Below are 24,365 nucleotides of genomic sequence, written 5' to 3' on the forward strand. Positions count from 1 at the left end.
GCGCCCGCCGCCGGACACCGGGCCCGCCCGACGCCCTCCCGGTTACGGACAAAATGACCCGATGCGCGATGATTGGGCCGTCCACCACCCGCATCGAGCGACAAGAAGCCGAGGAATTCGGCGAGAGGTACACCCCATGGCAGCGCGCATTCTCCTGGCCCGGCACGGGCAGACGGAGTGGTCCCTTTCCGGCAGGCACACCGGCCGTACGGACATCCCGCTGCTGGACGAGGGCCGGCGCGGCGCCAAGCTGCTGGGCGAGCGGCTGCACCGCACCCCCTGGAACGGCCTGCCGGGCGCCGAGATCCGCACCAGCCCCCTGGTACGCGCCAAGGAGACCTGCGAACTGGCCGGCTTCGGCGACCGGGCACAGGACTGGGACGCGCTGATGGAGTTCGACTACGGCGCCTACGAGGGCCTGACCCCCGCCGAGATCAAGGCCGGGCGGCCCGACTGGCTCATCTGGCGCGACGGGGTGCCGGACGGGGAGACGCTCGCCGAGGTCTCGGCGCGCGCGGACGAGGTCGTCGACCGGGTGCGCGCGGCCGACCACGACGTGCTGGTCTTCGCGCACGGCCACATCCTGCGCGCCCTGGGCGCCCGCTGGCTGGGCCTGGACATCTCCTTCGGCGCCCGCATCCGCCTGGAGCCGACCTCCTTGTCGGTGCTCGGCTGGGCCTACGGGGAGCCGGCGATCGAGCGCTGGAACGACACCGGTCACCTGGGCTGAGACGCGCCGCGCCCGGCGCCGGCTCGCCCCGCGGACACCGGCCGGGGGAGCCGCGACGCCGGGCCGGACCTCAGGCAGGCCGACCGCCCGCCGGGCCCGGGTACTTCGCCGGGTCCCGGTGCGCGACCGGACCGGCCGGGGCCGGCGGCGCCGCGTGCCGGTCCAGGAAACCGGCCACCACGGCGGAGCTGCGGTGCGGCCGCAGCGCACGGGCCGTACCGTCGAGCATCGTGTGGATCCGGGCCGAGCGGACCTGCGTCAGCAGCGTCAGCACCCGGCTCCCGGTCGCGGCGGCCTCCTCGGGCGCACCGCTGTGCGCCAGATCGTCCGCCAGCTCCGCCGTGAACAGGGCGATGTTGCGGACGAAGTGCGGATCCTGCAGGGCCACCGCCCGGCGCGCGTGGCGCGCCGCGCGCGCCCGGTCGTCCAGGGCCGACCAGCACTGCGCCTCCAGACCCGCCAGCTCGGCCTCGCCGTAGAAGGTCATCCACTCCGGGTCGTCCTCGCGCGGCCCGGCCGCGAACAGCCGCCGGGCCGCCGCGAGCGCCCGCTCGCACCCCGTACGGTCCGCCAGCCCCGCCCAGCCGCCCGCCTCGCGCAGCGCCAGCAGCGACCGCAGCCGCGGCGAGGCCAGCCGCTCGGCGGCCCGCTGCGCGGCCTGCGCGGCGTGCAGTGCCTCCCGGGGCCGGCCGGCGTCGCGCGCGAGGAAGGACGTATTGCAGAAGGCGTGCGCCTCCAGGGCCGGATCGTCGTGGACCCGGGCGGTGGCGAGCGCCTCGGCGTAGTGCGAGCGGGCGTCGTCGAAGCGGCCCGAGTCATGCGCCAACCAGCCGACGGAGAGGGCGAGTTCACCCGTTCCGAGGTGCAGCCGGGCGGCGACCGCACGGCGGTGGACGCCGGTGTCCAGCAGCGCGTAGGCGGCCCGCAGCGGCCGGGCGGCGCGGTGGTAGAGGCCCTCCGCGCCGTGCCGGTCGTCCAGCAGTCGGATCCGGCGGACGGCCTCCTCGACGGCGGCCGCCTCCGCCGCGCCGGCGCGGCGGCCGGACGGTACGCGGGGGCCGGGGACGGTGGCGGTGGACCCGTAAAGGTGCGGGGCCGGAGCCGGGCCCCCGGTGCGGAGCGGGACACCGGGATCGCCGGGACCGGCCATCAGCGGCGCGGCGGCGGACAGCAGGGGAGTGGCACCGGCCGCCGCCGCCCGGGCCCCGCGTCCGCGCACCGTCTCGCGCGGTGCGAAGCCCATGTCGGGCAGCGTCAGACCGGGGAACATATGCCGGAACACCCGCTCGTACGCGTAGTTCGGACACCGGATGTCCCCGGACTCGACGCGGCCCACATAGCGGGCGTCGCACGAGACCTGCTCGCCGATCTCCCGGGCGGACCGCCGGACCGCCGCCGCGAACTCACCCGGCGACAGCCGCCCGCGCAACTGCCGGAAGGCGGTGTTCGGGCGGGTGGGTACAGTGCGGGACGACGCTGAATGCGCTGGTGGCGACGGCATGGCGGACTTCTCCGTGTCCTCTGTGTGCCCTCTGACTGCCCTCTGCTGTGCCCTGGTGCGGCGGGTTCGCGGCCGGGCGGAGCGGCGGGAGATGACCGTACCGGGTGTGATGGGGGCAGCACACAGGGTTTGGCTACAAACCGGATATCCCACCCGCGATCTGCCATGAAGTGCCAACCTTTGCAGCGTTATGCCGCCGTAGCTGTTGACGTCCTGCGCCGTTGAACAACGGGTAAAGGGTGCGGCGCGTGCATTGAGGAGGGGTTCTCCGTGTGGGAGACCGGCGTGAGCAGGGGCGTCAAGGGTTCCGCGGGGCAGGCCGTCGGCCGTCCGGCGCACTCCGGAGGCGGCGCACCGGGCGGCACCGGGCGCCGGCCCGCCAGGGACCTGGGGGTGCTGTCGGAGCACGCGCAGCCCTGTGACCTCGTCACCGTGCCCGCCCGGCAGGGCCTGGAGGCCGTCGACATCCTGCGGCTGCGCAACGGCGTCGGCCCGGTCCTGCACGACGGCGCCTGCGACACCCTCGGCTTCCTGGTGCCCCCCGGCACGGCCGCCGGCTGGGACGTACCGGGCAGCGCCTGCACCCAGACCTACGGGCGCGGGGCCGCACCGGGCGCGGTCTGCGGCGGCGAGGGAGCGGACCCGGAGCCGCCGGTGACGGGCACCGGCTGGCTGGTGCCCCCGGAGGGCGCGTTCGCGGCGGCGCCCACCACCGATCCGGCCGTGCTGCGCGCGGCGCTCGGTGAGGCGGCCCGCACGATCGAGGCCGTCGACCGCTGCCGGTGAGCACCGCGGTCGCGGCCGGTGCGCACCGGCCGCGACCGCGGTGCGCAGCCGAGACAGATACATCAGTGAGGGGCCGTCCGGTGCCGGGCGGCCCCTCACTGCGGTGTCCGCGACCGCGGCGCCCGCCGGCGCGGCGGCAGCACCGTCGCCGTACGGCGTGCCGCGGCGCCCGCCGCGACCCGGATGTCGTCCGCCGGCGGACGGTGGACGGCGCCGCCGCGCCGGTCGACCAGCCGGCGCTGCACCCCGCGCAGCAGCCGCCCGGCGGTGAAGTGCGCGCCGTACACGAAGCGCATCGACGGGCCGAACGACGGCGCGGTCAGCAGCCCCGCGAAGAACAGACCGGGCCAGGAGGACTCGAAGCACCCGCTCAGTTCGGGCGCCCGGCTGGCGCCCACCGTCCGCAGCGCGCCGCGCACCCGGGCGTCGAGCAGCCGCACCCGGCCGAGGTCGGGGGTGAAGCCGGTGGCCGCCACCACATGCTCGGTCTCCAGGGATCTGACGGTGCCGTCCCCGCGGACGAGGGCGAGCCGCACCCCGTCGCCTCGGGCGTCGGCGGCCGCGATCCGGTGCCCCGGCACGACCGGTACGGCGGGCTCGAAGCGGTCCCGCAGCCACCAGGCGCCCGCCGGGACCGGCGCCGTCTCGGCGATGCGTACCCGCGTCGTGGCGGGCAGCCGCCGTACCGCCCAGGGGGTCTCCGACCACGCCCAGTTCGCCCACCCGGTGCCCAGTCCGCCGTGCGGATCGCGCAGCGCCCGCAGCCGTCCGCGGTCCAGCGGCTGCGGCGGGGCGTCCCAGCGGAGCCGTCCGGCGCGGGCCACGATGCGGGCCGTGGCGCCCTGTTCGGCCAGCAGCGTCGCGGTTTCCAGGGCGGACTGGCCGGAGCCGAGCACCGTGACGTCCCGGCCGGCGAAGCGGCTCAGCACGCGGTGGTCGCTGCTGTGCGAGGCGAGGGCCGGCGGCAGACCGTGCAGCGGCATCGGACGGTTGACGAACGGCAGCACGCCGACGGCGAGCACGACGGTGCGGGCCGCGATGGTCTCGCCGCCGTCCGTCGTGACCCCGAAGCCGCCGCCCGCGGGGTGCACGGAGATGACCGTGACCTCCTCCACCTGCGGCACCGTCCGCTCGCCGAACCACCGGCCGTACGCGGTGAACGTCCGGACGGGCAGCGGGACACCGTGCCGCACCGGGATGTCGCGGGCCGTGCAGTAGTCCGCCAGGGTGTGCTCGCCCGCCGGGTCGGACAGGTGGGCGGCCCACGCCTCGGACTTGAGGAGCATGCCGTCCGGCATATGGTCGCGCCACAGGGCCATCGGCCGCCCCAGGATCCGCAGGCTCAGACCGGCCGCCGCCGCGTGCGCGGCGATCGAGAGTCCGTAGGGGCCGGCGCCCACCACCACCAGGTCGTACATGGAAGTTCCCTGCTCTCTCTCATCGTGCGACGGCGGGCCCGCACCGCCCGCCGCGCCGGTGCCGGGCCCGCCACCGGGCGGCGCGTCCGCCGCGGTCCGCGGTCCGGGTGCCGTACGGGCCCGCGGCGGGCCGGCGAATCCGGCGGCGGCCCGCGCACCGCTCCGTTCGGCACCGGGCCGGCGGAACTCCACGGGAATTCCCCGCGGCGCGGCGCTCGGCGTCCGGTGCCGGTCCGCGTCTCGCGCGGATATTCCGTATCGCGGGCGGCGCACCGGAAAACGGGAAGACCGCCGCCGGACCGCCGAACGCGTCTGCCGCCGAATGCGCCGAAATCAAATGCGGGAGTATTCCGACAATCGGGCCGCCGGGCCGTTTCGCGGCCGAATGCGGCGCGCCCGAGCCGCCACATCATTCGCCGGGACGGCGGAATCCGGGACGCGAAACGGAGCGCGCCGGCCGGCCGGGACGGCATATACGTCAATTCCGCCACCCGAATGCCGCGGTATGGCCGCGGGCGTCGCGGGTAACCGGATCGCGCGCCGGGATCCCCCGGGTGCCGGTGCGGATGCCGCTGACGGAGTGGCCGACGGTGTCAAGGACACCGGGGCGCACCGGACTCCGCGCCGGGTGCGGCCCATCGACTTCCGCATGGCTCCCTCTCCGACTTCTCTCAGCCAAACAGGAGTGCACTCTGACAGAAAGCATGCGGGAAATCGCGACAGGCACGCCGGATGCCCGCCCGGGATTCCGATCAGCGGAATACCGGACTTCGGCGGGTCGCAGCGCGCCTTTTGGCCGAACGTCTTGAAGGATGAATGACCGCATCCCCGACTCAAATCGCTCGTTGAGTCCGATGCCCCATTCGCGAACTGAAAGGAGAATGGTGATGAAGCGGATCGTCAAGACCGCTGCGCTGGCCACGGCCACCTGCACCATGGTGCTGGGTGGCGCGGGTATCGCCACGGCCCACAACGATGGCGGCCGTCACGACGGCAGGCACGGTGGCCGGCACGACGGTCGCCACGAAGGCCGTTTCGACGGCCGGCGCGGTGACCGTTTCGACGGCGGCCGTCGCGAGGGCCGCCGCGGCGGCTGGGACGGCGGTCGTCGCGAGGGGCGCCACGGTGCTGCCGCCTACGGCTTCGCCGCGCACTCCCCGGGCGTCCTCAGCGGCAACACCATCCAGGTGCCGGTGAACGTCCCGATCAACCTGTGCGGCAACAGCATCGATGTGATCGGGCTCCTCAACCCGGCCTTCGGGAACACCTGCATCGACAGGTGATCCGGGTGCCGGTCCGGAAGGGCCTCGGACCGGCGAGGGCCGAGTGTGCTGCGGCGGGCCACCCCGACTTCGGTCGCGGGCGGCCCGCCGCTCTGCTGTGCGCCGGCCCTCCGCACCGCGCTGACCAGCGACTACGGGATCCCGGGCACGGGCCATACTGAAGGCATGGCGAAGAGCAGGCGCGGGCGCGGCGGCCCGGAGTCCGTCGTGGAGACGGTGCACGGCGGGGTCGCGGAGCTACGGCCCGACCGGGAGCGGCCGCGCGGCTGGACGCTGCTGATCGACGGCGCCCCGCAGTCGCATGTGGACCTGGACGACCCGGCGTACCTGGAATTCGCCTACCAGCGGCGGCTCGGGCACATCGCCGATCTGGCCGCGCCGCCCGGCAAGCCGCTCCAGGCAGTCCACCTCGGCGGCGGCGCGCTGACCATGGCGCGCTACATCGCCGCGACCCGGCCGCGCGCCACCCAGCAGGTCATCGAGATCGACGCACCGCTCGTCCAACTGGTGCGCAGACAGCTGCCGCTGGAGAGCGGCTGGCGGATCAAGGTGCGCGGCGCGGACGCCCGCGCGGGGCTGGCGAAGATACCGGACGGCTGGGCGGACCTGATCATCGCGGACGTCTTCGGCGGGGCCCGCACGCCCGCGCATCTGACCAGTACCGAGTTCGTCGGCGAGGTGCGGCGGGCGCTGCGCCCCGGCGGTTTCTACGCGGCGAATCTCGCGGACGGGCCGCCGCTGCGGTTCCTGCGCGGCCAGCTCGCCACCGTCCGTACGGTCTTCCCCGAGATGTGTCTGACGGCCGATCCCGCGGTGCTGCGGGGCAAACGGTTCGGCAACGCCGTACTGCTGGCGGCCGACCGGGAACTGCCCGTCGCCGAGCTGACCCGGCGGGCGGCGACCGACCCCCACGCGGGGCGGGTCGAACACGGGCGGGCGCTGCGGGACTTCACCGGCGGCGCGGCACCGGTCACCGATGCCACGGCGGTGGCCTCGCCCGTCCCGCCGGCCGAGGTCTTCGACTGACGGCACGGGGGCGGCCGGCACCCGCACACCACGGCCCGGTCCGGACGGCTGCCTCACCCGCGGACCGTACGGCCCCCGGTTCGCCGCTTGGTCTCAACGCCCGTGCTACGTCGCGTTGTTACTGGTATCCACGACCGGCGCGTGGTCGTACCAGGTGCAGATGACGGAGGTGTGGCCGCCGCCGCTGATGAAGTCGACGCGGAGCCAGTACTCCTGCTTCCAGACCTGCATCTGCCAGCCCGGTTCGGGGGTCGCCGAAACGAGCTGGGCGGCCGCCGAGCCCAGGTCGAGGACGACCCGGCCGCCCGCCGTGAGATAGCTCTTGACCTGGCCGCCGGTGGCGGGCGGGGCCGCGGGCGGCGGGGTGGGGGAGGGGCGCCGGGGAAGCTCGGCGCTGCCGCCGCCGGGGTCGCCGCCGGAGCCGGTGGCGCCGGCCGCTCCGGACGGCCGGCCGGCGGACGGGGGCGCGCCGTGGCGGGCCGGTCCGGACGGTTCGGGTGGTTCGGGCGGTCTGGGCCGGTGGGTGGAGGAGGCCCGGGGCGCGGCCCCGCCGTCCGGATGGGCCGCCGAGGACGGCGGCAGGTCGGAGAGGGGCAGCGCGCGCGGCGGATCGTACGCCGTACCGGAGAGCACGGTGTGCACGCCGAACCACGACAGCGTGGCCGCCGCACCCGTCGCAAGCGTCCAGGCCGCCACGTGAACCAGTCCTCGTCGCATTCGGCTCATACTGCACCACCCGGACACGCAGCGGGAGTTGGTCCCGAGCGACGGGCCCATACCGCTCACACGCCAATCGCAGGTAAAGAAGCCCGCCCGAATGGCGTACGGTGCCGCCCATGGCAAGTGTGCTCGTCGTCGAGGACGACCAGTTCGTACGCTCGGCCCTCATCCGGCATCTGACCGAGGCGTCCCACACGGTACGGAGCGTCGGCACCGCTCTGGAGGCGCTGCGCGAGGTGGCGCACATCGGTTTCGACGTGGTCATCCTCGACCTCGGCCTGCCCGATCTGGACGGGGCCGAGGCGCTGAAGATGCTGCGCGGCATCACGGACGTACCCGTGATCATCGCGACCGCCCGGGACGACGAGGCGGAGATCGTACGGCTGTTGAACGACGGTGCCGACGACTACCTCACCAAGCCGTTCTCCGTGGAGCACCTCTCGGCCCGGCTGTCGGCCGTGCTGCGCCGCTCGCGGGCCACCGCCGCGGGCGCCGAACCGCCGTCCCGGGTGATCCGGGTCGCCGGGCTGTCCATCGACCCGCTGCGCCGGCAGGCCGAACTGGACGGCGCCATACTCGATCTGACCCGCCGGGAGTTCGACCTGCTGGCCTTCCTCGCCGGGCGGCCCGGTGTCGTCGTGGCGCGCAAGGAACTGCTCGCCGAGGTCTGGCAGCAGTCCTACGGGGACGACCAGACCATCGACGTCCACCTCTCCTGGCTGCGCCGCAAGCTCGGCGAAACCGCCGCGAAACCAAGGTACTTGCACACCCTGCGCGGGGTGGGCGTGAAGCTGGAGCCACCCCGGTGAGACGGGAGCCGTCCCGGTGAGAGAGAAGCCGCCGCTGTGAGACGGGAGCCACCGCTGTGAGATGGGCCGTGGTCAAGGTGGCCCTCGCCGTCACCGTGATGGTCGTGGTCGCGTTCGCCGTTCCCCTCGGCCTCGTCGTCAAGGAGATGGCCCGCGACCGCGCGTTCTCCAACGCCGAACGGCAGGCCGCCACCATCGGCCCGGTCCTCGCCATCACCAGCGACCGCGCCCAGCTGGCGAGGGCCGTCGCCAGCGCCGAGACCGGCCCCGGCGGCCGGATCGGCGTGCACGTCCCCGCGTCCGCCAAGGGCGCCGAACCCGTCGGGATCGGCTTCCGGCGGGCCGCGCCGCAGGACATCGCGGCCGCCGTCACCCTCGGCCGGGCCTCCATCGCGCCGGTCCCCGGCGGCTCCGCACTGCTCCAGCCGACCGCCGTCGCCGCCGGTATCGCGATCGTCGAGGTCTACGTCCCCGACGCCGCGCTCACCAACGGCGTCACCACCTCCTGGGCCGTACTGGCCGGCGTCGGACTGGCGCTGGTCGTCGGCTCGGTCGCCGTCGCCGACCGGCTCGGCACCCGGCTGGTGCGCCCGGCCGAGCGGCTGGCGCGCGCCGCGCACACCCTCGGCCGGGGCGGACTCGGGGTCCGCGTACCGGAGGACGGCCCCAGGGAACTGCGGTCCGCGGCCGCCGCGTTCAACGCCATGGCCGACCAGGTCGTCCAACTCCTGGCCAACGAACGCGAACTGGCCGCCGACCTCTCGCACCGGCTCCGTACCCCGCTGACCGTGCTCCGGCTGAACGCCGCCTCGCTCGGCGACGGCCCGGCCGCCGACCAGACCCGGGCCGCCGTCGCCCAGTTGGAGCGCGAGGTCGACCAGATCATCCGCACCGCCCGGGAGCAGAAGGCGCAGACCCGGCAGGCCGCCGCCGAGGCCGGCTGCGATGCCGCCGAGGTGATCCGCGAGCGGATGGGCTTCTGGTCGGCGCTCGCGGAGGACGAGGGGCGCACGGTACGCATCGCCGGCGCGGACCGGCCCGTCCGCATCCCCGTCGCGCGCCCGGATCTCGCCGCGGCCCTGGACGCGCTGCTCGGCAACGTCTTCCGGCACACCCCCCAGGGCACGGCCTTCGCGGTGGATGTGCACCACGCCGGGGCCGCCGGCAATTCGGTGATCGTGCTGGTCTCGGACGCCGGCCCCGGTATCGCGGACCCGGCAGCCGCGCTGCGCCGCGGCCACGGCGGCGGCGGGGACGGCTCCACCGGCCTCGGCCTGGACATCGTGCGGCGGCTCGCCGAATCGACCGGCGGCGAGGTGCGCATCGGCCGGTCCGTCCTGGGCGGCACCGAGGTACGGGTGTGGCTGGTGCTGGACGAGGGGCGCGCCCCGCACGGCGTACGGCGCGGGCACCGGCTGCGCCGCAGGCTCCGCGCCCGGGGGAGGCGGGCCGCGGGGCGGGCATGAGGACCCCGGCTCCACCCGTCAGGCGGCTCTTAACCGCCCCCTTCCGCTCCCTTAAGGCACCCATAATTCCGCCAACCGCCGCACCGAACAGGTCATTTGTCCGTTTCGCGGCCGCTAGCGTGCGGGACGTACCTCAGCTCCCCGCATGACGACAGGCAGGCACGTGATGGGTTCCTCGGCACACCACCGGCGCATGGGCCGCACCGCCGCACCGGCCCGGACGGCCGCGGCCCGCACGTCGGCGTACGACGCCCGGCGCGCCGCGCGCCCGCCCGGCGGCTCGGCCGCACCGGGCCCGCCGGACACCACCCGGGCCCGCGCCGCCGGTACCCGGGTCCGCGCCGCCCGCACCTGCTGACGACGAACCTCGCGGCACGGGTCACCCCCCTCCCCCCGGACCGCGTTCCCCAGGCGGGGCGCAGCGGCTCTCCCCCCACCCGCTGCGTCCCGCCGTCCCGCCGCCGCCCGGATCCGCCCCGCACACCTGGCGCGGTCCGTGGCCCGGCCGGTCCCCCCGCCGGCCCGGTGAGCGGACCCCCGGCGGGGCGGGCACCTGCTACGGCCGCTCAGCCCGCCCCGCCGCCGGCGCCCGCAGCACCCACACCCTCCGCCACCCCTTCCGCTCCCGTCGCTCCCGCCCCACCCCGTACGGCCGTACGGAACGCGATCGGCGTGATCCCCGCCCGGCGCTGGAAGAACTTGGTGAAGTTGGTGGCGTCGGCGAAGCCCAGCCGGTCCGCGATCCGGGCCGCGGACCGGTCGCCGTGCGCCAGCAGCCGCTTGGCCTCCAGCACCACCCGGCGGTCGATGAACTCCTTCGCCCCGACCCCGGCGGCGATCTCGGTGGCCCGGGAGAGGGTGCGCGGCGCATACCCCAGCGCCTTGGCGTAGTCCGCGACGCGGCGGCTGCGGGCGAAGTCGCGCTCCACCGCGTCCCGGAACCGCAGATACGTCTCGCTCGCCTCGCAGTTCCCGTCCGCCCCGCCGTCCGCCGGTCCGGCCGGATACGCGGCACGCAGTACGAGCACCGCCAGCAGATGGCGCAGCACCTCGACATGCACCTCCAGCGGCAGCCCGCCCAGCTCGCCGAACTCGTGGTGCAACTGCCGCAGCGCCTCGTCCATACGGTGCGCCGCCGCCCCTTCGAGATGCCGTACGGCCGGCCCGTACCAGTCCTCTATCCGGGCCGCCGCGGCGGTGGACGGATCGAGAAAGCCGGACTCGAAGAGCACCAGCCGGCCCTCCGCCCCCGCCAGGTCACCGAAGTGCTGGACCTGCCCGGGACGGGACCACAGCCAGTCGCCCGGGGCGAGGACATGCTCCCGGAAGTCGACACTGTGCAGCAGCCGGCCGCTGTCCACGGTCAGCAGATGGTGGAAGCCGGGGCGGTGCGGGGTGGCCAGCTGGCACGCGTCCGCGCGGGCGCGCAGCTCGGCGAGCGTCATCACCTCCACACCGGCCGGCCGCCCGGCCGGCGCCGAGAACGGCACCTCCGGGATCTCCGCGAGATCCGCGATACCTGGAGCCGGTCCCTCACCCTCCTGTCGTTTTTTGACCATCATCCGTCCCCTGCCTACCCCGAAATATCCCGCTGGTACCCCTAGCGTAGAAGACGTCAGCGCGGCTGATGACGGAAAACGGAAGTCCTTACCGGACGCACGGAACAGCTGGGAGAACCACCATGTCCACGATCGCTCTCTTCGGGGCCAATGGCACCATCGGCAGCCGCATCCTCGGTGAGGCGCTGAACCGCGGCCACCAGGTCACCGCGGTCGTCCGCGACCCCGCGAAGATCACCACGACCCACCCGAACCTGACCGTCATCACCGGCGACATCCTCGATCCGGCCTCGGTCGCCGCCGCGGCCAAGGGCCACGACGTCCTGGTCAGTGCGGTCGGCGGCGGTGACGGACCGGGGCATATCGCCACCATCACGCCCGCCGCCAAGTCCCTGGTCGCCGGTCTGCGCACGCTCGGCGACGCGGCACCGCGGCTGATCACCGTCGGCGGCGCCGGCTCGCTGCGCACCCCCGACGGCAAGCAGGTCTGGGACGCCGAGGGCCTCCCCGAGTTCCTGCTCCAGATCATGCACGCGCACGGCGACGCGCTGGACTACTACCGCACCGTCTCCGATGTGCGCTGGACCAACCTCAGCCCCGCCGCCACCATCGCCCCCGGCGAGCGCACCGGCAGCTACCGCACCGCCACCGAGGACCTGGTCACCGCCGCGGACGGCAGCAGCCGCATCTCCACCGAGGACTACGCCGTCGCCGTCCTGGACGAGATCGAGCAGCCCCGCCACCTCGGCGAGCGCTTCACCATCGGCTACTGAGCCGACCGGCCGCCGCATTGCGGCGCACCGACCGCGCATCGGCCGCGCAGCGGCCCGCAGGAATATCGAGGCCCCCGACCCGAGGTCGGGGGCCTCGACGGTGAGGTGGGTAACGGGGCGCGAAGCAGTTCTCCGAGGACTGCCAACGACCGATGCCGGGAAGGACACCGCACTCCCCGACCCGGACCCCCCGACCGCTCCACCACTCGCCGAAGACCGGTGGCCGGACGGCTGCTGACGGAGGGTCGGCGCAGGCGGCGCGCCCTCCGACGGCGGGATCGCCGAGGTCGCCGGGGCGCGCCGCCGGTCAGTGCGGGATGCCGGCGATGATGTCGCGGGCGCCCTGACGCAGCAGTTCGGCGCAGACGCGGGAGCCGAGAACGGCCGGGTCGTTCATGCCCTCGCCCCACAAGTGGGCGTGGACGAACCGGGAACCGTCACCGGAGAAGACCATGCCGCGGAGGCTGAGTTGTCCGTCGGGTCCAGTGACGCAGTGGCCGGCGATCGGGGAGTTGCAGTGTCCGCGCAGGCCGCCGAGCATGACGCGTTCGGCGGCGATCTCGGTCATGGTGCGTTCGTGGTTGAGCTGCCGAAGCAAATGGGCGACGGGGCCATCGTCCTCGCGGCATTCGAGTCCGAGGGCACCGGCCCCGACGGCGGGCAGCATCTCGCCGACGCCGAAGACCTGCCGGGCCCGGTGCGCGAGACCGAGGCGTTCGAGGCCGGCGCGGGCGAGGACCATCGCGTCGAGCTTGTGGTCCATGGGTTTGCGGCCGTCGAGCTTGTCGATGCGGGTGCCGACCAGGCCACGGACGCGTACGACGTCGAGGTCGGGGCGGACGCGGTTGATCTGGGCCTTGCGGCGTACGGCGGAGGTGGCGACGGAGGCACCGGGCGGCAGGTCGTCGAGCGTCCGCACGTCGGATCCTTGGGGGACGAGCAGGACGTCGCGGACGTCGTCGCGCGGCAGGTAAGCGGCGAACACCAGACCTTCCGGCAGGGGGACGTCGCCGGGCACATCCTTGACGCAGTGCACGGCCATGTCGATGCGGGAGCGCTGCAACATCTGGTCGATCTCGCGGACGAACAGGCCCTTCCCGCCCAGCCGCGCGAGGTCCCCTGGCCATTTGTCGGCCTCGGTCGTCACGGGCTCGATCTCGATGTCGAGATCGGGTTCGCGCTCGCGGAGCAGGGCGGAGACCTGGTCGACCTGGGCGAGAGCCAACGGTGAACTACGGGTGCCGATACGGAGTTTGCGGGCCGGGAAGTCGCTACTCATGTCGTCCTCTCGTGTCGGGCTTCACGGTAGGCGGTGGTGCCTGGTGCCTGGAGCGGGCCGACGACGCGAGCGGCGACGGGCCGGGCATAACAGTGCGTCGGCTTCCTCGGGAGTGGCCCAGCGCCACGCGGCGAGTCCGTCACTCTGAAGAGTGATGGAGTCGCTGTCCCCGGCAGCGGGGATCGGGGCCGGCGAACAGGAACGCCTGGGCGGCGCCGAGAGGGGACTCGCCCTGCTCGCGAGGAAGTCCAAGCCCTTCACAGAGACAGGGAAGGCGCTGCTCCGGTAGCTGCTGACGTCGAATCGACGCCTTGGCCGCCCCGATGGATTTCTCCAGACATGAGAAACGCCCCGGTACGGTGGCGGGACGTGAAGGAATTAAAGGGAGTGTTTTTGGCCAGACGGACCGGAATGGAGATGGGAGGCAAGTGCTTCAGATGGGAGGAGATTCAAAGCAGAGAAGTCACCCGTAGGAATCAAAAATCTTGACAGCTATTGCCTGCCATTTGCGCCTGATGCCAGGCTTGTGCGGGATGCAAGGCTGTCGAATGTGCCGCATCTGTGCAATTTCCTTGTCTGAGAGGTGGCAGGTGATGGGTGAGCCGATCCAGGTCGTGCCGGCAAGTGCGGCACTGTCCGGGGCTTTCTTCGCGGACATCGGGATTCACGGACTTTTCACGCTGTCGTTCAGCATCCCGAGCGTAACCAATGCCAATGTGGTCATGGTGTCAATGACCGAACTTAACGGCAACACTAATTTGCCGTTTATCGGAGACGCGACCATGACGGTGCATAACGTCGCACCCGGAAACGGCACCGTGCAGGTCCGAGGAGAGGTGGACTGGGATTCCAATCTCTCAACCCGCGTATATTTCCTCGTGACCTGAAACCGCGCGCACAGCCCCTCAGCGATATGCCGGCAAGGTCACCTTGGCCACTGGACTTGAATTCCGGTCGTATGCGTAGGGCTGCCGCGCTCCGGCGCTCGCGGACCAGCGTTCCGGACCGGAGCCTGAGCCGGTGCCGCGGTACTGCCCGTCGTGGGGGTCGGCGAAGCCGCGGGGGATGATTCCGCTGATGCCGCCGAAAGCTCCGACCGTACTGCGGGTCACCGTCGGAGGTCACACCCTCGCGGGCGTATTCGTCGTGCCCCAGGAAGGTCGCCTCCTCCGCTGCGTGATCGCCCGCGCGCGGCAAGCTCGTCTTCGTGCGACAGCGCGACGTGCGCAGCGGTGGCCCGCTCTCCACCGCGGCCACGCACGATGCGGAGGTCGCGGTGGTGGTCCCCGTGGGTCCGCTCGGCAATACCGGTGAGCCGGTCGGCGTAGCGCGTGGCCCAGTGGGTGTACGGCACGACGCTGGGTCTGGGGCCCCAGGCTCTACGAATCTCCCGCCGCGGACCCGGCCGGTCGGCCGGGGCTGCGGCCCATGGCCGTCCTCGAGTTTCTTGACGGTCTTGGCACCCTCAAGATCGCCGACCTTCTCAGGCGGGGGCCGCGGCCGGTGCGCCCGCCGCTTCACCTGACAAGCGAAGCCTTCACTCGTCGCGGAGGCGTTCCGTGATGCGCGCCACGCCCGGAAGGTACGGGCGTCCGGAGGGAGGAGCGTTCCCGCGGTGTTGCCCCGTTCCCGGGAATGACCAAGGGCCCGACCTGCTTTCGCAGGTCGGGCCCTTGCTTTGCTGGGGTGAGTAACGGGACTTGAACCCGCGACATCCTGGACCACAACCAGGTGCTCTACCAGCTGAGCTATACCCACCATGACCGGTGCTGTGTGGTTCTTTTTCCCCACCGGCTGAGAAAAAGTGTACAGGGTCGAGAGGGGTGCTCGCTCCCGGTTTCGGTGAGTCCGGGAGCGAGCTGCGTCACTACGGCGTGGACTGTGGCTCGGCCGGCAGCACGTGCTTCGCCGCGATGGCCTTCGCGGTGTCCGAGTCGGGACCGGGCTGCGGTACGAAGACCGCCTCCCGGTAGTAGCGCAACTCCGCGATGGATTCACGGATATCGGCCAGCGCCCGGTGGTTGCCGCTCTTGTCCGGACTGTTGAAGTACGCCCGCGGGAACCAGCGCCTGGCCAGCTCCTTCACGGAGGAGACATCGACGATCCGGTAGTGGAGATAGCTCTCCAGGGTCGGCATGTCGCGCAGCAGGAAGCCGCGGTCCGTGCCGACGGAGTTCCCGCACAGCGGGGCCTTCCCCGGCTCCGGCACATGCTGCTTGATGTACGCAAGCACCTGCGCCTGAGCCGCCTCCAGTGTCGTGCCGCCGTCCAGCTCCGAGAGCAGCCCGGAGGCGGTGTGCATCTGGCGCACCACCTCCGGCATGGTGGTCAGCGCCTCGGCCGGGGGGCGGATCACCACATCCACCCCGTCGCCCAGCACATTCAGCTCCGAGTCGGTGACCAGCGCGGCCACCTCGATGAGCGCGTCATTCGCCAGCGAGAGTCCGGTCATCTCGCAGTCGATCCACACCATGCGATCGTTCATATGACTCACCCTACGGGGCGCTCGCGCTGACCGGGCAGCACGGGGCGGCCCGCACCACGGCTGAGGGACGCTTCCGGCAGCCGGGCGGCGAACGCGTCCGGCTGTGGCCTGCCGATCTCGCCCGCCTCGGCGGTGGCCAGCGCGGTCGCCTGGCCGTGGCCGGCTACCGCGGCCGCCGCGAACCGGTCGACGCCGCCGACCCCCAGCGCGGCACGCTCACCGCGCTCCGGCCGGTCCACCCGCTCCGGTCGCAGCACAGGCTCGGGCGCACCGTTCTGCGGCCGTCGCGCGCGGTACGCCGCGCGGTAGGCCGCCGGCGAGGCGCCCAGCTGCCGCCGGAAGTGGCCGCGCAGTGCGACCGGCGAGCGGAATCCGCAGCGCCCCGCGACCTCGTCCACCGAATAGTCGGAGGTCTCCAGCAGCCGCTGGGCCTGCAGGACCCGCTGGGTGATCAGCCACTGAAGGGGTGCGCTCCCGGTGAGGGAACGGAATCGCCGGTCGAAGGTGCGCCGGCTCATATAGGCGCGGGCGGCCAGCGTCTCCACGTCGAACTGTTCGTGGAGGTGCTCCAGCGCCCAGGCGACGACCTCGGCCAGCGGGTCGGCGCCGATCTCCTCTGGTAATGACCTGTCGAGGTACCGCTGGTGCCCTAGATCGGCGGCGGTGCGGCGCTGCGGTACGACGAGCCGGCGGGCCAGCGCGTTCGCGGCGTCCGCGCCGTGGTCGGTCCGCACGATGTGCAGACAGAGATCGATACCGGCCGCCGTCCCCGCGGAGGTGAGCACATCGCCGTCGTCGACGAAGAGCTCGCGGGGATCGACATGGACGGACGGATAACGCTTGGCGAGCGTCGGTGCGTACATCCAGTGTGTGGTGGCCGGCCGGCCGTCGAGAAGTCCGGCGGCGGCGAGGACGAACGCCCCCGTGCACAACCCGACAATTCTGGCCCCTTCTTCATGCGCGCGGCGCAGCGCGTCGAGCGCGGCGGGCGGCGGGGCCTGCGTGATGGAACGCCAGGCCGGTACGACGACCGTCCCGGCACGGGCGATCGCCTCCAGCCCGTAAGGGGCCGACAGTTCAAGCCCCCCGGTCGTGCGCAAAGGCACATCTTCGCCCGCGCACACAAGCAGCCGGTAGCGCGGAACCCCTGCGTCTTGGCGGTCGATGCCGAAGACCGAGAGCGGAATGGAGCTCTCGAAAATGGGGCCGCCACTGAAGAGGAGTACCGCGACTATTTCGCGGCGTCGTCGTGCGGCGAGCTTGCGTGCGGCATCTGGTACGGCAGCGGAGTCCTGGCTCATGGCACTTAAGCCCCCCTCGGTCGTCTCGCCCTCTCGGTACTGCACAGTTCCCCCGCCGTCACTACCAAGATCGAATCTACTGTGTCCCGTGAGGATGGAGTGCCAAGTTCACCACCCGCTGGTATGTCGATATGGCAACTTGGCGCGAAGCATTCGATCACGAAGCGTTCCACTCGTCGGGCCTACAGGGAAGTACGCCTCTCGGCTCTGCCCGTTCGCAGTAGGGCACAACCATGCCGAGCGGTCCTTTCCTCCCTGCTCACACACGGGTTGGGGGGTGGTCGGGCCAAGGGGAGCGGTCAGGCGTGAAGTTGGCCGAAAACGGTCGCGGCGGGACTTGCGGGCGGCTTATCGGCCCGGCGTGCGCCCGTGGAAGTGCCGCCCGCCCCCGTGCGCCGCTGCCCCGGAATGACCCCTTCTGTCCCGGTGTCGGCCGGCGCTCTCGGCGAGTGCGCGGGCGGCGGTGCGTTCGGATTGCCGCAGCAGTGCGCGACAGGCGCAGGTCACCGCCGCGAGACCGGCGGCGGTGCCGGCGGCGCCGCCGAGGGAGGCGCCGGAGACGAGAAGGACAAAGGGGACGAGCGCACAACTGAACGCGCCCCAGCGCACGACTTCGGTCACTGGGTCGGGTGATGTACTGGGCGGCATGGGCACCGTGTACTCCCTTCGGACGGGCAGGTACTACAACGCCGCCGCCGATCATGAGTCACCGTGATGGGTACGTACGGGGGCAGTCCGGGGCATTGCCATCCGGGCCGCGCTCCGGCATGCTCCGGGGAACGTTCGAGGGCTGACCCGCGTCGCCGGGCGTCGGCACGCCCGCTGCGGGCTCTGGGCAGCGGGGGAGTGGCGCCGTACTCTTGGGGTATGAACTTGGGAAGATGATTCCCGGTCGTATCGTTCCCCTTTGAACTATGGCTCTGCGCCTCGATCGAGTCAGCTCAGTCAACTACCGGATCAAGTCAATCGCCGTTCCCCGTTCGCCCCTCCGCAAGAGGACGTCCTCGCCGAGACACCAATGGCCGGTCACGAAATTCCTGAACCCGCGGACCGCAAGCAGGTCGCCGATCCGATGGCGGGCCTGGAAGCGGCGGAAGAGACACGCCACTCCTGCGACCCCGCCTTCCAGCACGGCGTGGTGGTCGGCTTCGACGGCTCCATGTCGAGCGAGCGGGCGTTGGCGTATGCAATCGGTATGGCCCGGCGCCTGGGCTCCGGGCTGATCATCGTCCATGTGGCCAATCGGCTGCCGACGACCGTCTGGGCGGGCTGCGAGCCCCCGGTCTTCGTGGACGTGCCGGACCACCGTACGGAAGTGCTGGGCCTGGAGCTCGCCTGCGCCGACCACCTCTCCGAGGTCTCGTGGATCCTCGTCGAACGCGGCGGGGACATCTGCCACGAGCTGGAGGAGGTCGGCCGGGAGTACGAGGCCGATGCGATCGTGGTCGGCTCGACGCACGGTCTGGTCGGCCGGATCTTCGGCTCGGTCGCCGGACGGCTGGCGCGCCGCGCCCAGCGCCCGGTGATCGTGATTCCCTGACGGACCCTTAGTCGCCGCCTCCTCCCCGTCCGCCGTGCGCTTGCGTCCTCGCGACTCCCTCAAGTGCGATCAACTCTCCTCGGTTTGCGCACAGTTGAGGGGGCGTCATGGGGATTGTGCGCAGTTGAGCTCTCTGCTGCCGCGTGCAGGTGAATTGTGCGCTTGTGAGGGGTAGGAGCCGGGTACGTGAGCGCCGCGGTCCGGGCCCCGGGCGCCGCGCGCACGGAAACGGCGTGCCGCCGGCCGGGAGGTGACGGTTCCTGAGGCGGCGGCATCCAGGCCGGCGTATGGGCGACGCCGGCTCAGGGGAGGCGGCGGCTTCGCGCGTTGGGTGGCACGCGCGGAGCCGCCGCCCGTCCCGCTGGTGCGCGGTGGGCGGCGGCTCCGTCGGCCGTGGGAGCGCCGGCTACTCCACCGTGACGGACTTGGCCAGGTTGCGCGGCTTGTCGATGTCCCGGCCGAGCGCCAACGCCGTGTGGTAGGCGAGCAGTTGCAGCGGGATGCCCATCAGGATCGGGTCCAGCTCGACCTCGTTCTTCGGGACGATGATGGTGTGGTCGGCCTTCTCCTGCTCCTGGTGCGCGACGGCGAGGATGCGGCCGCTGCGGGCCTTGATCTCCTCCAGCGTCGCGCGGTTCTTCTCCAGCAGGTCGTCGTCCGGCACGATCGCCACCGACGGCACATCGGGCTCGATGAGCGCCAGCGGGCCGTGCTTCAGCTCCGAGGCGGGGTAAGCCTCCGCGTGGATGTAGGAGACCTCCTTGAGCTTCAGGGACGCCTCCAGCGCCACCGGGTAGCCGCGCACCCGGCCGACGAACATCATGCTCTTGGCGTCCGCGTAGTCGGCCGCCAGCTTCTCGATGGCGGGCTCCTCGGCCAGCACCTCGGCGATCTGGGCGGGCAGCTTGCGCAGCCCCGCGATGATCCGCTTGCCGTCGGCCACCGACAGGTCCCGGATACGGCCCAGGTGCAGGCCCAGCAGCGCGAACGCCACCGCGGTGTTGGTGAAGCACTTGGTCGACACGACGCAGACCTCGGGGCCCGCGTGCACGTACACGCCGCCGTCCGTCTCGCGGGCGATGGCGCTGCCGACGACGTTGACCACGCCCAGGACGCGGGCGCCCTTGCGCTTGAGCTCCTGGACCGCGGCCAGGGTGTCGTAGGTCTCGCCGGACTGCGAGACGGCGATGTAGAGGGTGTCCGGGTCGACCACCGCGTTGCGGTAGCGGAACTCGGAGGCCGGTTCGGCGTCCGCGGGGATGCGGGCCAGCTCCTCGATCAGCTGCGCGCCGATCAGGCCCGTGTGGTAGGCCGAGCCGCAGCCCAGGATCTTCACCCGGCGCACCCCGCGCGCCTCGCGGGCGTCCAGGTTCAGGCCGCCCAGGTGGACGGTCGAGAAGCGGTCGTCGATCCGGCCGCGGAGCACCCGGTCCACCGCGTCGGCCTGCTCCGCGATCTCCTTGTGCATGTACGTGTCGTGGCCGCCCATGTCGTACGACTCGGCCTCCCACTCCACGGTGGTCGGCTCGGCCGAGGTGCGGGAGCCCTCGGTGGTGTACGTGCGGTAGTCGTCCGCCTTGAGGGTGGCCATCTCGCCGTCGTCCAGGGTGACGACCTGGCGGGTGTGCGAGACCAGCGCGGCGACGTCCGAGGAGACGAACATCTCGTGCTCGCCGATGCCCAGCACGACCGGCGAGCCGTTGCGGGCGACGACGATGCGGTCCGCGAAGTCGGCGTGCAGCACGGCGATGCCGTAGGTGCCCTCGACGACCCGCAGCGCCTCGCGGACCTTCTCCTCCAGCGTCGGCGCGGCGGAGCGGCCGATGAGGTGGGCCAGCACCTCGGTGTCGGTCTCGGAGGTGAAGTCGACGCCGTCGGCGGTCAGCCGGGCGCGCAGGTCGGAGGCGTTGTCGATGATGCCGTTGTGGACGACCGCGACCTTGCCGTCGGTGTCGGCGTGCGGGTGGGCGTTCTCGTCCGTGGGCGCGCCGTGGGTGGCCCAGCGGGTGTGCGCGATGCCGGTGGTGCCGGCGAACCGCTTGGGCAGCCGGGACTCCAGCTCGCGGACCCGGCCCTTGGCCTTGGCGGTCTTCAGGCCGCCGGCGGCCTTGCCGGTGCCGTTGGCGTGGATGGCGATACCGGCCGAGTCGTAGCCGCGGTACTCCAGGCGCTGCAGCCCCTCAAGGAGCAGCGGAGCGACGTCGCGTTTGCCGATGTATCCGACGATCCCGCACATGAAGTGACCCTCCGAGATGGTTGTTCCGGGGTGGACGTTCCGGGGCGGACCCGTGGTCTGTGCCGCGGTCCGTCCGGTGTTCCCGCTTGCGTTCGTTCCTGCTGGTGTTCGGGGTGCCCGGTGCCTCAGCCGTAGACGAGACGGCGCAGCTGGCGCATCGAGAGATCCGGCGGGGCCACGGCGCGGTGTGGCAGCTCGTGGCGGATCCGTTCGAAGATCTCGTCGTTGCGCAGCCCCTGGGACTGGAGCTCGCGATGGCGGCGGCGTACGTACGCCGCCGCCGGTTCGTCGAAGTACGCGAGCACGTCCAGCACCACCCGGGTGGCCTCACCGCGCTGCAGCGGTGTGCTGCGCACCAGGTGGTCCACCAGGTCTTCATGGGGCGCGTGACCTGCGTCAGCGCTGCGGGTACGTCGTTCGAGCACCCGTCGATACTGGAGGGCCGTCCGGAGATTCGCAAGAAATCTGCCCGATATCGGGCAGGATCATGAGAAGAGCGTCGGAATGTGGTCGCGACCTTGACCGGATCGGAGGGCCGGGGTACGCATGGTGACCGCTCGGTCGCTCCATGCCAGGCAGGGCACGCCCTGCACGATGCTCGCCGAAGGGACCGCCGATGAGACGACACAGGCTGCTGCTTTCGCTGTTACTGGTCGCGGCGGCGGGGACGGCGACCGCCGCCCTGCCGGCGCAGTCCGCCGCGGCGCGGACCGCCACGCCACTGGACCGGGTGATCCCCGCGCCCGCGTCCGTACGCGCCGGCGGAAGTCCGTACACGATCGACGGCCGCACCCGTATCCGCGTCCCCGGCGGTTCGGGCGAGGCCCGGCAGGTCGCCGGCTATCTGGCGGAGCTGCTGCGGCCCGCCACCGGCTTCGGCCTGCCGGTGACCACGCGGGAGGGCCGCGACGGCATCGTTCTGCGGCTCGGCGGGCGGGACGCCAAGGGGCTCGGCGCGGAGGGCTACCGGCTCCGCTCCGGCGGCCGCTCGGTCACCCTCACCGCCGCCCGCCCGGCCGGCCTCTTCCACGGTGTGCAGACGCTGCGGCAGCTGCTGCCCGCGAACGTCGAGAAGCGCACCGCGCAGCGCGGCCCGTGGCGGATAGCCGGCGGGACCATCACCGACACCCCGCGCTACGGCTACCGCGGCGCGATGCTCGACGTCTCGCGGCACTTCTTCACCGTCGGCCAGGTCAAGCGCTATATCGACCAGCTGGCCCTCTACAAGATCAACACCCTGCATCTGCATCTCTCCGACGACCAGGGCTGGCGGATCGCCATCGCGTCCTGGCCGAATCTGACCACGTACGGCGGCAGCACCCAGGTCGGCGGCGGCCCCGGCGGCTTCTACACCAAGGCCGACTACCGCGAGATCATCCGCCATGCCGCGAGCCGCTATCTGACCGTGATCCCCGAGATCGACATGCCGGGCCACACCAACGCCGCGCTCGCCTCCTACGCCCAGCTGAACTGCGACGGCGTGGCACCGCCGCTCTACACCGGCACCAAGGTCGGCTTCAGCTCACTGTGCGTGCCCAAGAAGCAGACGTACGACTTCGTCGACGACGTCCTCCGCGAGCTGGCGGCGATGACCCCCGGCCGCTACCTCCACATCGGGGGCGACGAGGCGCACTCCACCAGCCATGAGGACTTCGTGGCCTTCATGGACAGGGTGCAGCCGGTGGTCGCCCGGTACGGCAAGACGGTGATGGGCTGGCACCAGCTGACCGGCGCGCACCCGGCCGAGGGCGCCGTCGCGCAGTACTGGGGTTACGACGCGACCGGCCCGGAGGAGCGCGCACAGGTCGCCGACGCCGCCCGGCACGGCACCCGGCTCGTCCTGTCGCCCGCCGACCGCGCCTACCTCGACATGAAGTACGACCCGAGCACCCCGCTCGGCCTGTCCTGGGCCGGGTACGTCGACACCAGGCGCTCCTACGACTGGGACCCGGCGACGTACCTCCCGGGCGTGCCCGCGCGGGCGGTCCTGGGCGTCGAGGCCCCGCTGTGGTCCGAGACCCTCTCGACCTCCGCGCACCTGGAGTACATGGCCTTCCCGCGGCTGCCCGGTATCGCGGAGCTCGGCTGGTCCCCCGCGGCCACCCACGACTGGGACGGGTACAAGGAGCGGCTGGCCGCCCAGGCTCCACGCTGGGACGCCCTGGGTATCGGCTACCACCGCGCGCCGGGAGTGCCCTGGCCCGCGGTGTGGTCCTCGCCGGCCGGGCGCCGCGGGGCGCCCGGCCGGTCCGGTCGCGGGGCGCCGGTGCCCCGGCCGGCGTGCCGTTGCCCCCTACAGCCCCAGCTCCCGGGCGATCAGCATCCGCTGGACCTCGCTCGTGCCCTCGCCGATCTCCAGGATCTTGGAGTCGCGCCACATGCGGGCGACCGGGTATTCGTTCATGAAGCCGTAGCCGCCGTGGATCTGGGTGGCCTCCCGGGCGTTGGTGACGGCGATCTCCGAGGAGTAGAGCTTGGCGAGCGCCGCCTCCTTCTTGAAGGGTTCGCCGTGCACCAGCCGGGAGGCGGCGTCGCGCCAGGCGAGCCGGGAGGTGTGGGCGCGCATCTCCATGTCGGCGAGCTTGAACTGGATCGCCTGGTTGGCGCCGATCGGCTTGCCGAAGGCGTGCCGGGTCTTCGCGTACGACACCGACTCGTCGACGCAGCCCTGGGCGAGGCCGGTGGCCAGCGCCGCGATGGCGATCCGGCCCTCGTCCAGGATGCGCAGGAACTGGGCGTAGCCGCGGCCCTCCTCGCCGAGGAGGTTGGCGGCCGGGACGCGGACGTCGGTGAAGGACAGTTCGCGGGTGTCGGAGGCGTTCCAGCCGACCTTGGAGTACGGGGCGGCGACGGTGAAGCCGGGGGTGCCGGAGGGCACGATGATGGCGGAGATCTCCGGGCGGCCGTCGGCCTTGCGGCCGGTGACGGCGGTGACGGTGACCAGACCGGTGATGTCCGTACCGGAGTTGGTGATGAAGCACTTGCTGCCGTTGATGACCCAGTCGTCGCCGTCGCGTACCGCGGTGGTGCGGGTGCCGCCCGCGTCCGAGCCGCCGTCCGGCTCGGTGAGGCCGAACGCGCCCAGGATCTCGCCCGTGCACATCCGGGGCAGCCACTCGCGCTTCTGCTCCTCGGTGCCGAAGTGGTAGAGGGGCATGGCGCCCAGCGAGACACCGGCCTCCAGGGTGATGGCCACCGAGGAGTCGACCCGGGCCAGCTCCTCCAGGGCGATGCCGAGCGCCAGATAGTCGCCGCCCATCCCGCCGTACTCCTCGGGGAACGGCAGCCCGAACAGGCCCATCCGGCCCATCTCGCGGACGATCTCGTACGGGAAGGCGTGCCGTTCGTAGAACTCGCCGATCGTCGGCGCGACGACGTCATGGGCGAACGCCTCGACCGTACGCCGGAGTTCGGCCAGCTCGGAGGGGAGGCGGTGGTCGAGGGACATGGGGG

General features: G+C 72.4%; 21 protein-coding genes, 1 tRNA gene and 1 pseudogene. 12 read left to right on the top strand and 11 right to left on the bottom strand.

What is annotated here, in order from left to right:
• Positions 1-136: 136 nt before the first annotated feature.
• The gene (locus IH09_RS29310; protein WP_052860538.1) at positions 137-730 is read left to right on the top strand and encodes a histidine phosphatase family protein; all 594 of its coding nucleotides are present in this window, start codon (positions 137-139) and stop codon (positions 728-730) included.
• Between the two features lie 70 nt (positions 731-800).
• On the opposite strand, the gene IH09_RS29315 is transcribed toward IH09_RS29310, so the two are convergent.
• Positions 801-2,231, bottom strand: coding sequence for a tetratricopeptide repeat protein (locus IH09_RS29315; RefSeq protein ID WP_240150611.1), 1,431 nt, complete (start codon positions 2,229-2,231; stop codon positions 801-803).
• A gap of 285 nt (positions 2,232-2,516) precedes the next feature.
• On the opposite strand from IH09_RS29315, the gene IH09_RS29320 reads away from it, so the two are divergent.
• Complete coding sequence (locus IH09_RS29320) at positions 2,517-3,017, top strand: hypothetical protein (RefSeq protein ID WP_244934258.1); 501 nt, start codon at positions 2,517-2,519, stop codon at positions 3,015-3,017.
• A gap of 95 nt (positions 3,018-3,112) precedes the next feature.
• Here the strand turns inward: IH09_RS29320 and IH09_RS29325 are convergent, their stop codons facing one another.
• On the bottom strand, positions 3,113-4,435 hold the full coding sequence (locus IH09_RS29325) for an NAD(P)-binding domain-containing protein (RefSeq protein WP_110952658.1): 1,323 nt from the start codon (positions 4,433-4,435) through the stop codon (positions 3,113-3,115).
• Between the two features lie 887 nt (positions 4,436-5,322).
• Here IH09_RS29325 and IH09_RS40750 point away from each other — a divergent pair.
• Positions 5,323-5,718, top strand: a complete 396-nt coding sequence (locus IH09_RS40750) for a chaplin (RefSeq protein WP_052860539.1) — start codon at positions 5,323-5,325, stop codon at positions 5,716-5,718.
• A 165-nt stretch (positions 5,719-5,883) separates the two neighbouring features.
• On the top strand, positions 5,884-6,744 hold the full coding sequence (locus tag IH09_RS29335; RefSeq protein ID WP_052860564.1) for a spermidine synthase: 861 nt from the start codon (positions 5,884-5,886) through the stop codon (positions 6,742-6,744).
• Positions 6,745-6,849: 105 nt separating this feature from the next.
• Here the strand turns inward: IH09_RS29335 and IH09_RS39380 are convergent, their stop codons facing one another.
• The gene (locus tag IH09_RS39380) at positions 6,850-7,461 is read right to left on the bottom strand and encodes a hypothetical protein (RefSeq protein WP_318279587.1); all 612 of its coding nucleotides are present in this window, start codon (positions 7,459-7,461) and stop codon (positions 6,850-6,852) included.
• A gap of 119 nt (positions 7,462-7,580) precedes the next feature.
• On the opposite strand from IH09_RS39380, the gene IH09_RS29345 reads away from it, so the two are divergent.
• From IH09_RS29345 to IH09_RS29355, 3 genes are all read left to right on the top strand, one after another.
• A complete protein-coding gene (locus IH09_RS29345; protein ID WP_094794916.1) occupies positions 7,581-8,273 on the top strand; it encodes a response regulator transcription factor in 693 nt (230 codons plus the stop codon).
• 56 nt (positions 8,274-8,329) lie between these two features.
• Positions 8,330-9,739 (top strand): ATP-binding protein, encoded by a 1,410-nt coding sequence (locus tag IH09_RS29350; protein WP_052860541.1) that lies wholly within the window; start codon positions 8,330-8,332, stop codon positions 9,737-9,739.
• Between the two features lie 145 nt (positions 9,740-9,884).
• On the top strand, positions 9,885-10,097 hold the full coding sequence (locus tag IH09_RS29355; protein WP_190233443.1) for a hypothetical protein: 213 nt from the start codon (positions 9,885-9,887) through the stop codon (positions 10,095-10,097).
• A 208-nt stretch (positions 10,098-10,305) separates the two neighbouring features.
• Here the strand turns inward: IH09_RS29355 and IH09_RS29360 are convergent, their stop codons facing one another.
• Positions 10,306-11,298, bottom strand: coding sequence for a helix-turn-helix domain-containing protein (locus IH09_RS29360; RefSeq protein ID WP_052860566.1), 993 nt, complete (start codon positions 11,296-11,298; stop codon positions 10,306-10,308).
• A 122-nt stretch (positions 11,299-11,420) separates the two neighbouring features.
• On the opposite strand from IH09_RS29360, the gene IH09_RS29365 reads away from it, so the two are divergent.
• Positions 11,421-12,071, top strand: coding sequence for an NAD(P)-dependent oxidoreductase (locus tag IH09_RS29365; RefSeq protein ID WP_052860543.1), 651 nt, complete (start codon positions 11,421-11,423; stop codon positions 12,069-12,071).
• A gap of 307 nt (positions 12,072-12,378) precedes the next feature.
• On the opposite strand, the gene hemC is transcribed toward IH09_RS29365, so the two are convergent.
• The gene (gene hemC / locus IH09_RS29370; RefSeq protein WP_052860544.1) at positions 12,379-13,350 is read right to left on the bottom strand and encodes a hydroxymethylbilane synthase; all 972 of its coding nucleotides are present in this window, start codon (positions 13,348-13,350) and stop codon (positions 12,379-12,381) included.
• 154 nt (positions 13,351-13,504) lie between these two features.
• Between hemC and IH09_RS40305 the strand changes: the two genes are divergently transcribed.
• Both IH09_RS40305 and IH09_RS29375 read left to right on the top strand, forming a co-directional pair.
• A complete protein-coding gene (locus tag IH09_RS40305) occupies positions 13,505-13,639 on the top strand; it encodes a hypothetical protein (protein ID WP_275126190.1) in 135 nt (44 codons plus the stop codon).
• A 304-nt stretch (positions 13,640-13,943) separates the two neighbouring features.
• A complete protein-coding gene (locus IH09_RS29375) occupies positions 13,944-14,237 on the top strand; it encodes a hypothetical protein (protein ID WP_094794921.1) in 294 nt (97 codons plus the stop codon).
• A gap of 795 nt (positions 14,238-15,032) precedes the next feature.
• On the opposite strand, the gene IH09_RS29380 is transcribed toward IH09_RS29375, so the two are convergent.
• The 3 genes from IH09_RS29380 to IH09_RS29390 form a co-directional block, all read right to left on the bottom strand.
• Positions 15,033-15,108: transfer RNA gene (locus tag IH09_RS29380), tRNA-His, on the bottom strand.
• Between the two features lie 109 nt (positions 15,109-15,217).
• On the bottom strand, positions 15,218-15,835 hold the full coding sequence (gene orn / locus IH09_RS29385) for an oligoribonuclease (RefSeq protein WP_052860546.1): 618 nt from the start codon (positions 15,833-15,835) through the stop codon (positions 15,218-15,220).
• A gap of 5 nt (positions 15,836-15,840) precedes the next feature.
• A complete protein-coding gene (locus tag IH09_RS29390) occupies positions 15,841-17,136 on the bottom strand; it encodes a helix-turn-helix domain-containing protein (protein ID WP_094794922.1) in 1,296 nt (431 codons plus the stop codon).
• A gap of 1,018 nt (positions 17,137-18,154) precedes the next feature.
• Between IH09_RS29390 and IH09_RS29395 the strand changes: the two genes are divergently transcribed.
• Complete coding sequence (locus IH09_RS29395; protein ID WP_052860548.1) at positions 18,155-18,676, top strand: universal stress protein; 522 nt, start codon at positions 18,155-18,157, stop codon at positions 18,674-18,676.
• A gap of 406 nt (positions 18,677-19,082) precedes the next feature.
• On the opposite strand, the gene glmS is transcribed toward IH09_RS29395, so the two are convergent.
• Both glmS and IH09_RS29405 read right to left on the bottom strand, forming a co-directional pair.
• Positions 19,083-20,912, bottom strand: coding sequence for a glutamine--fructose-6-phosphate transaminase (isomerizing) (gene glmS, locus IH09_RS29400; protein ID WP_052860549.1), 1,830 nt, complete (start codon positions 20,910-20,912; stop codon positions 19,083-19,085).
• A 125-nt stretch (positions 20,913-21,037) separates the two neighbouring features.
• Positions 21,038-21,337 (bottom strand): hypothetical protein, encoded by a 300-nt coding sequence (locus IH09_RS29405; RefSeq protein ID WP_052860550.1) that lies wholly within the window; start codon positions 21,335-21,337, stop codon positions 21,038-21,040.
• Positions 21,338-21,528: 191 nt separating this feature from the next.
• Here IH09_RS29405 and IH09_RS38070 point away from each other — a divergent pair.
• Positions 21,529-23,115 (top strand): annotated as a pseudogene (locus IH09_RS38070) (beta-N-acetylhexosaminidase); the annotation flags it as partial.
• Positions 23,116-23,205: 90 nt separating this feature from the next.
• On the opposite strand, the gene IH09_RS29420 reads toward IH09_RS38070, so the two are convergent.
• On the bottom strand, positions 23,206-24,360 hold the full coding sequence (locus IH09_RS29420; protein WP_052860553.1) for an acyl-CoA dehydrogenase family protein: 1,155 nt from the start codon (positions 24,358-24,360) through the stop codon (positions 23,206-23,208).
• Positions 24,361-24,365: the final 5 nt, after the last annotated feature.

This window comes from Streptomyces celluloflavus (genome assembly GCA_000720995.1).
Lineage (GTDB): Bacteria > Actinomycetota > Actinomycetes > Streptomycetales > Streptomycetaceae > Streptomyces > Streptomyces celluloflavus.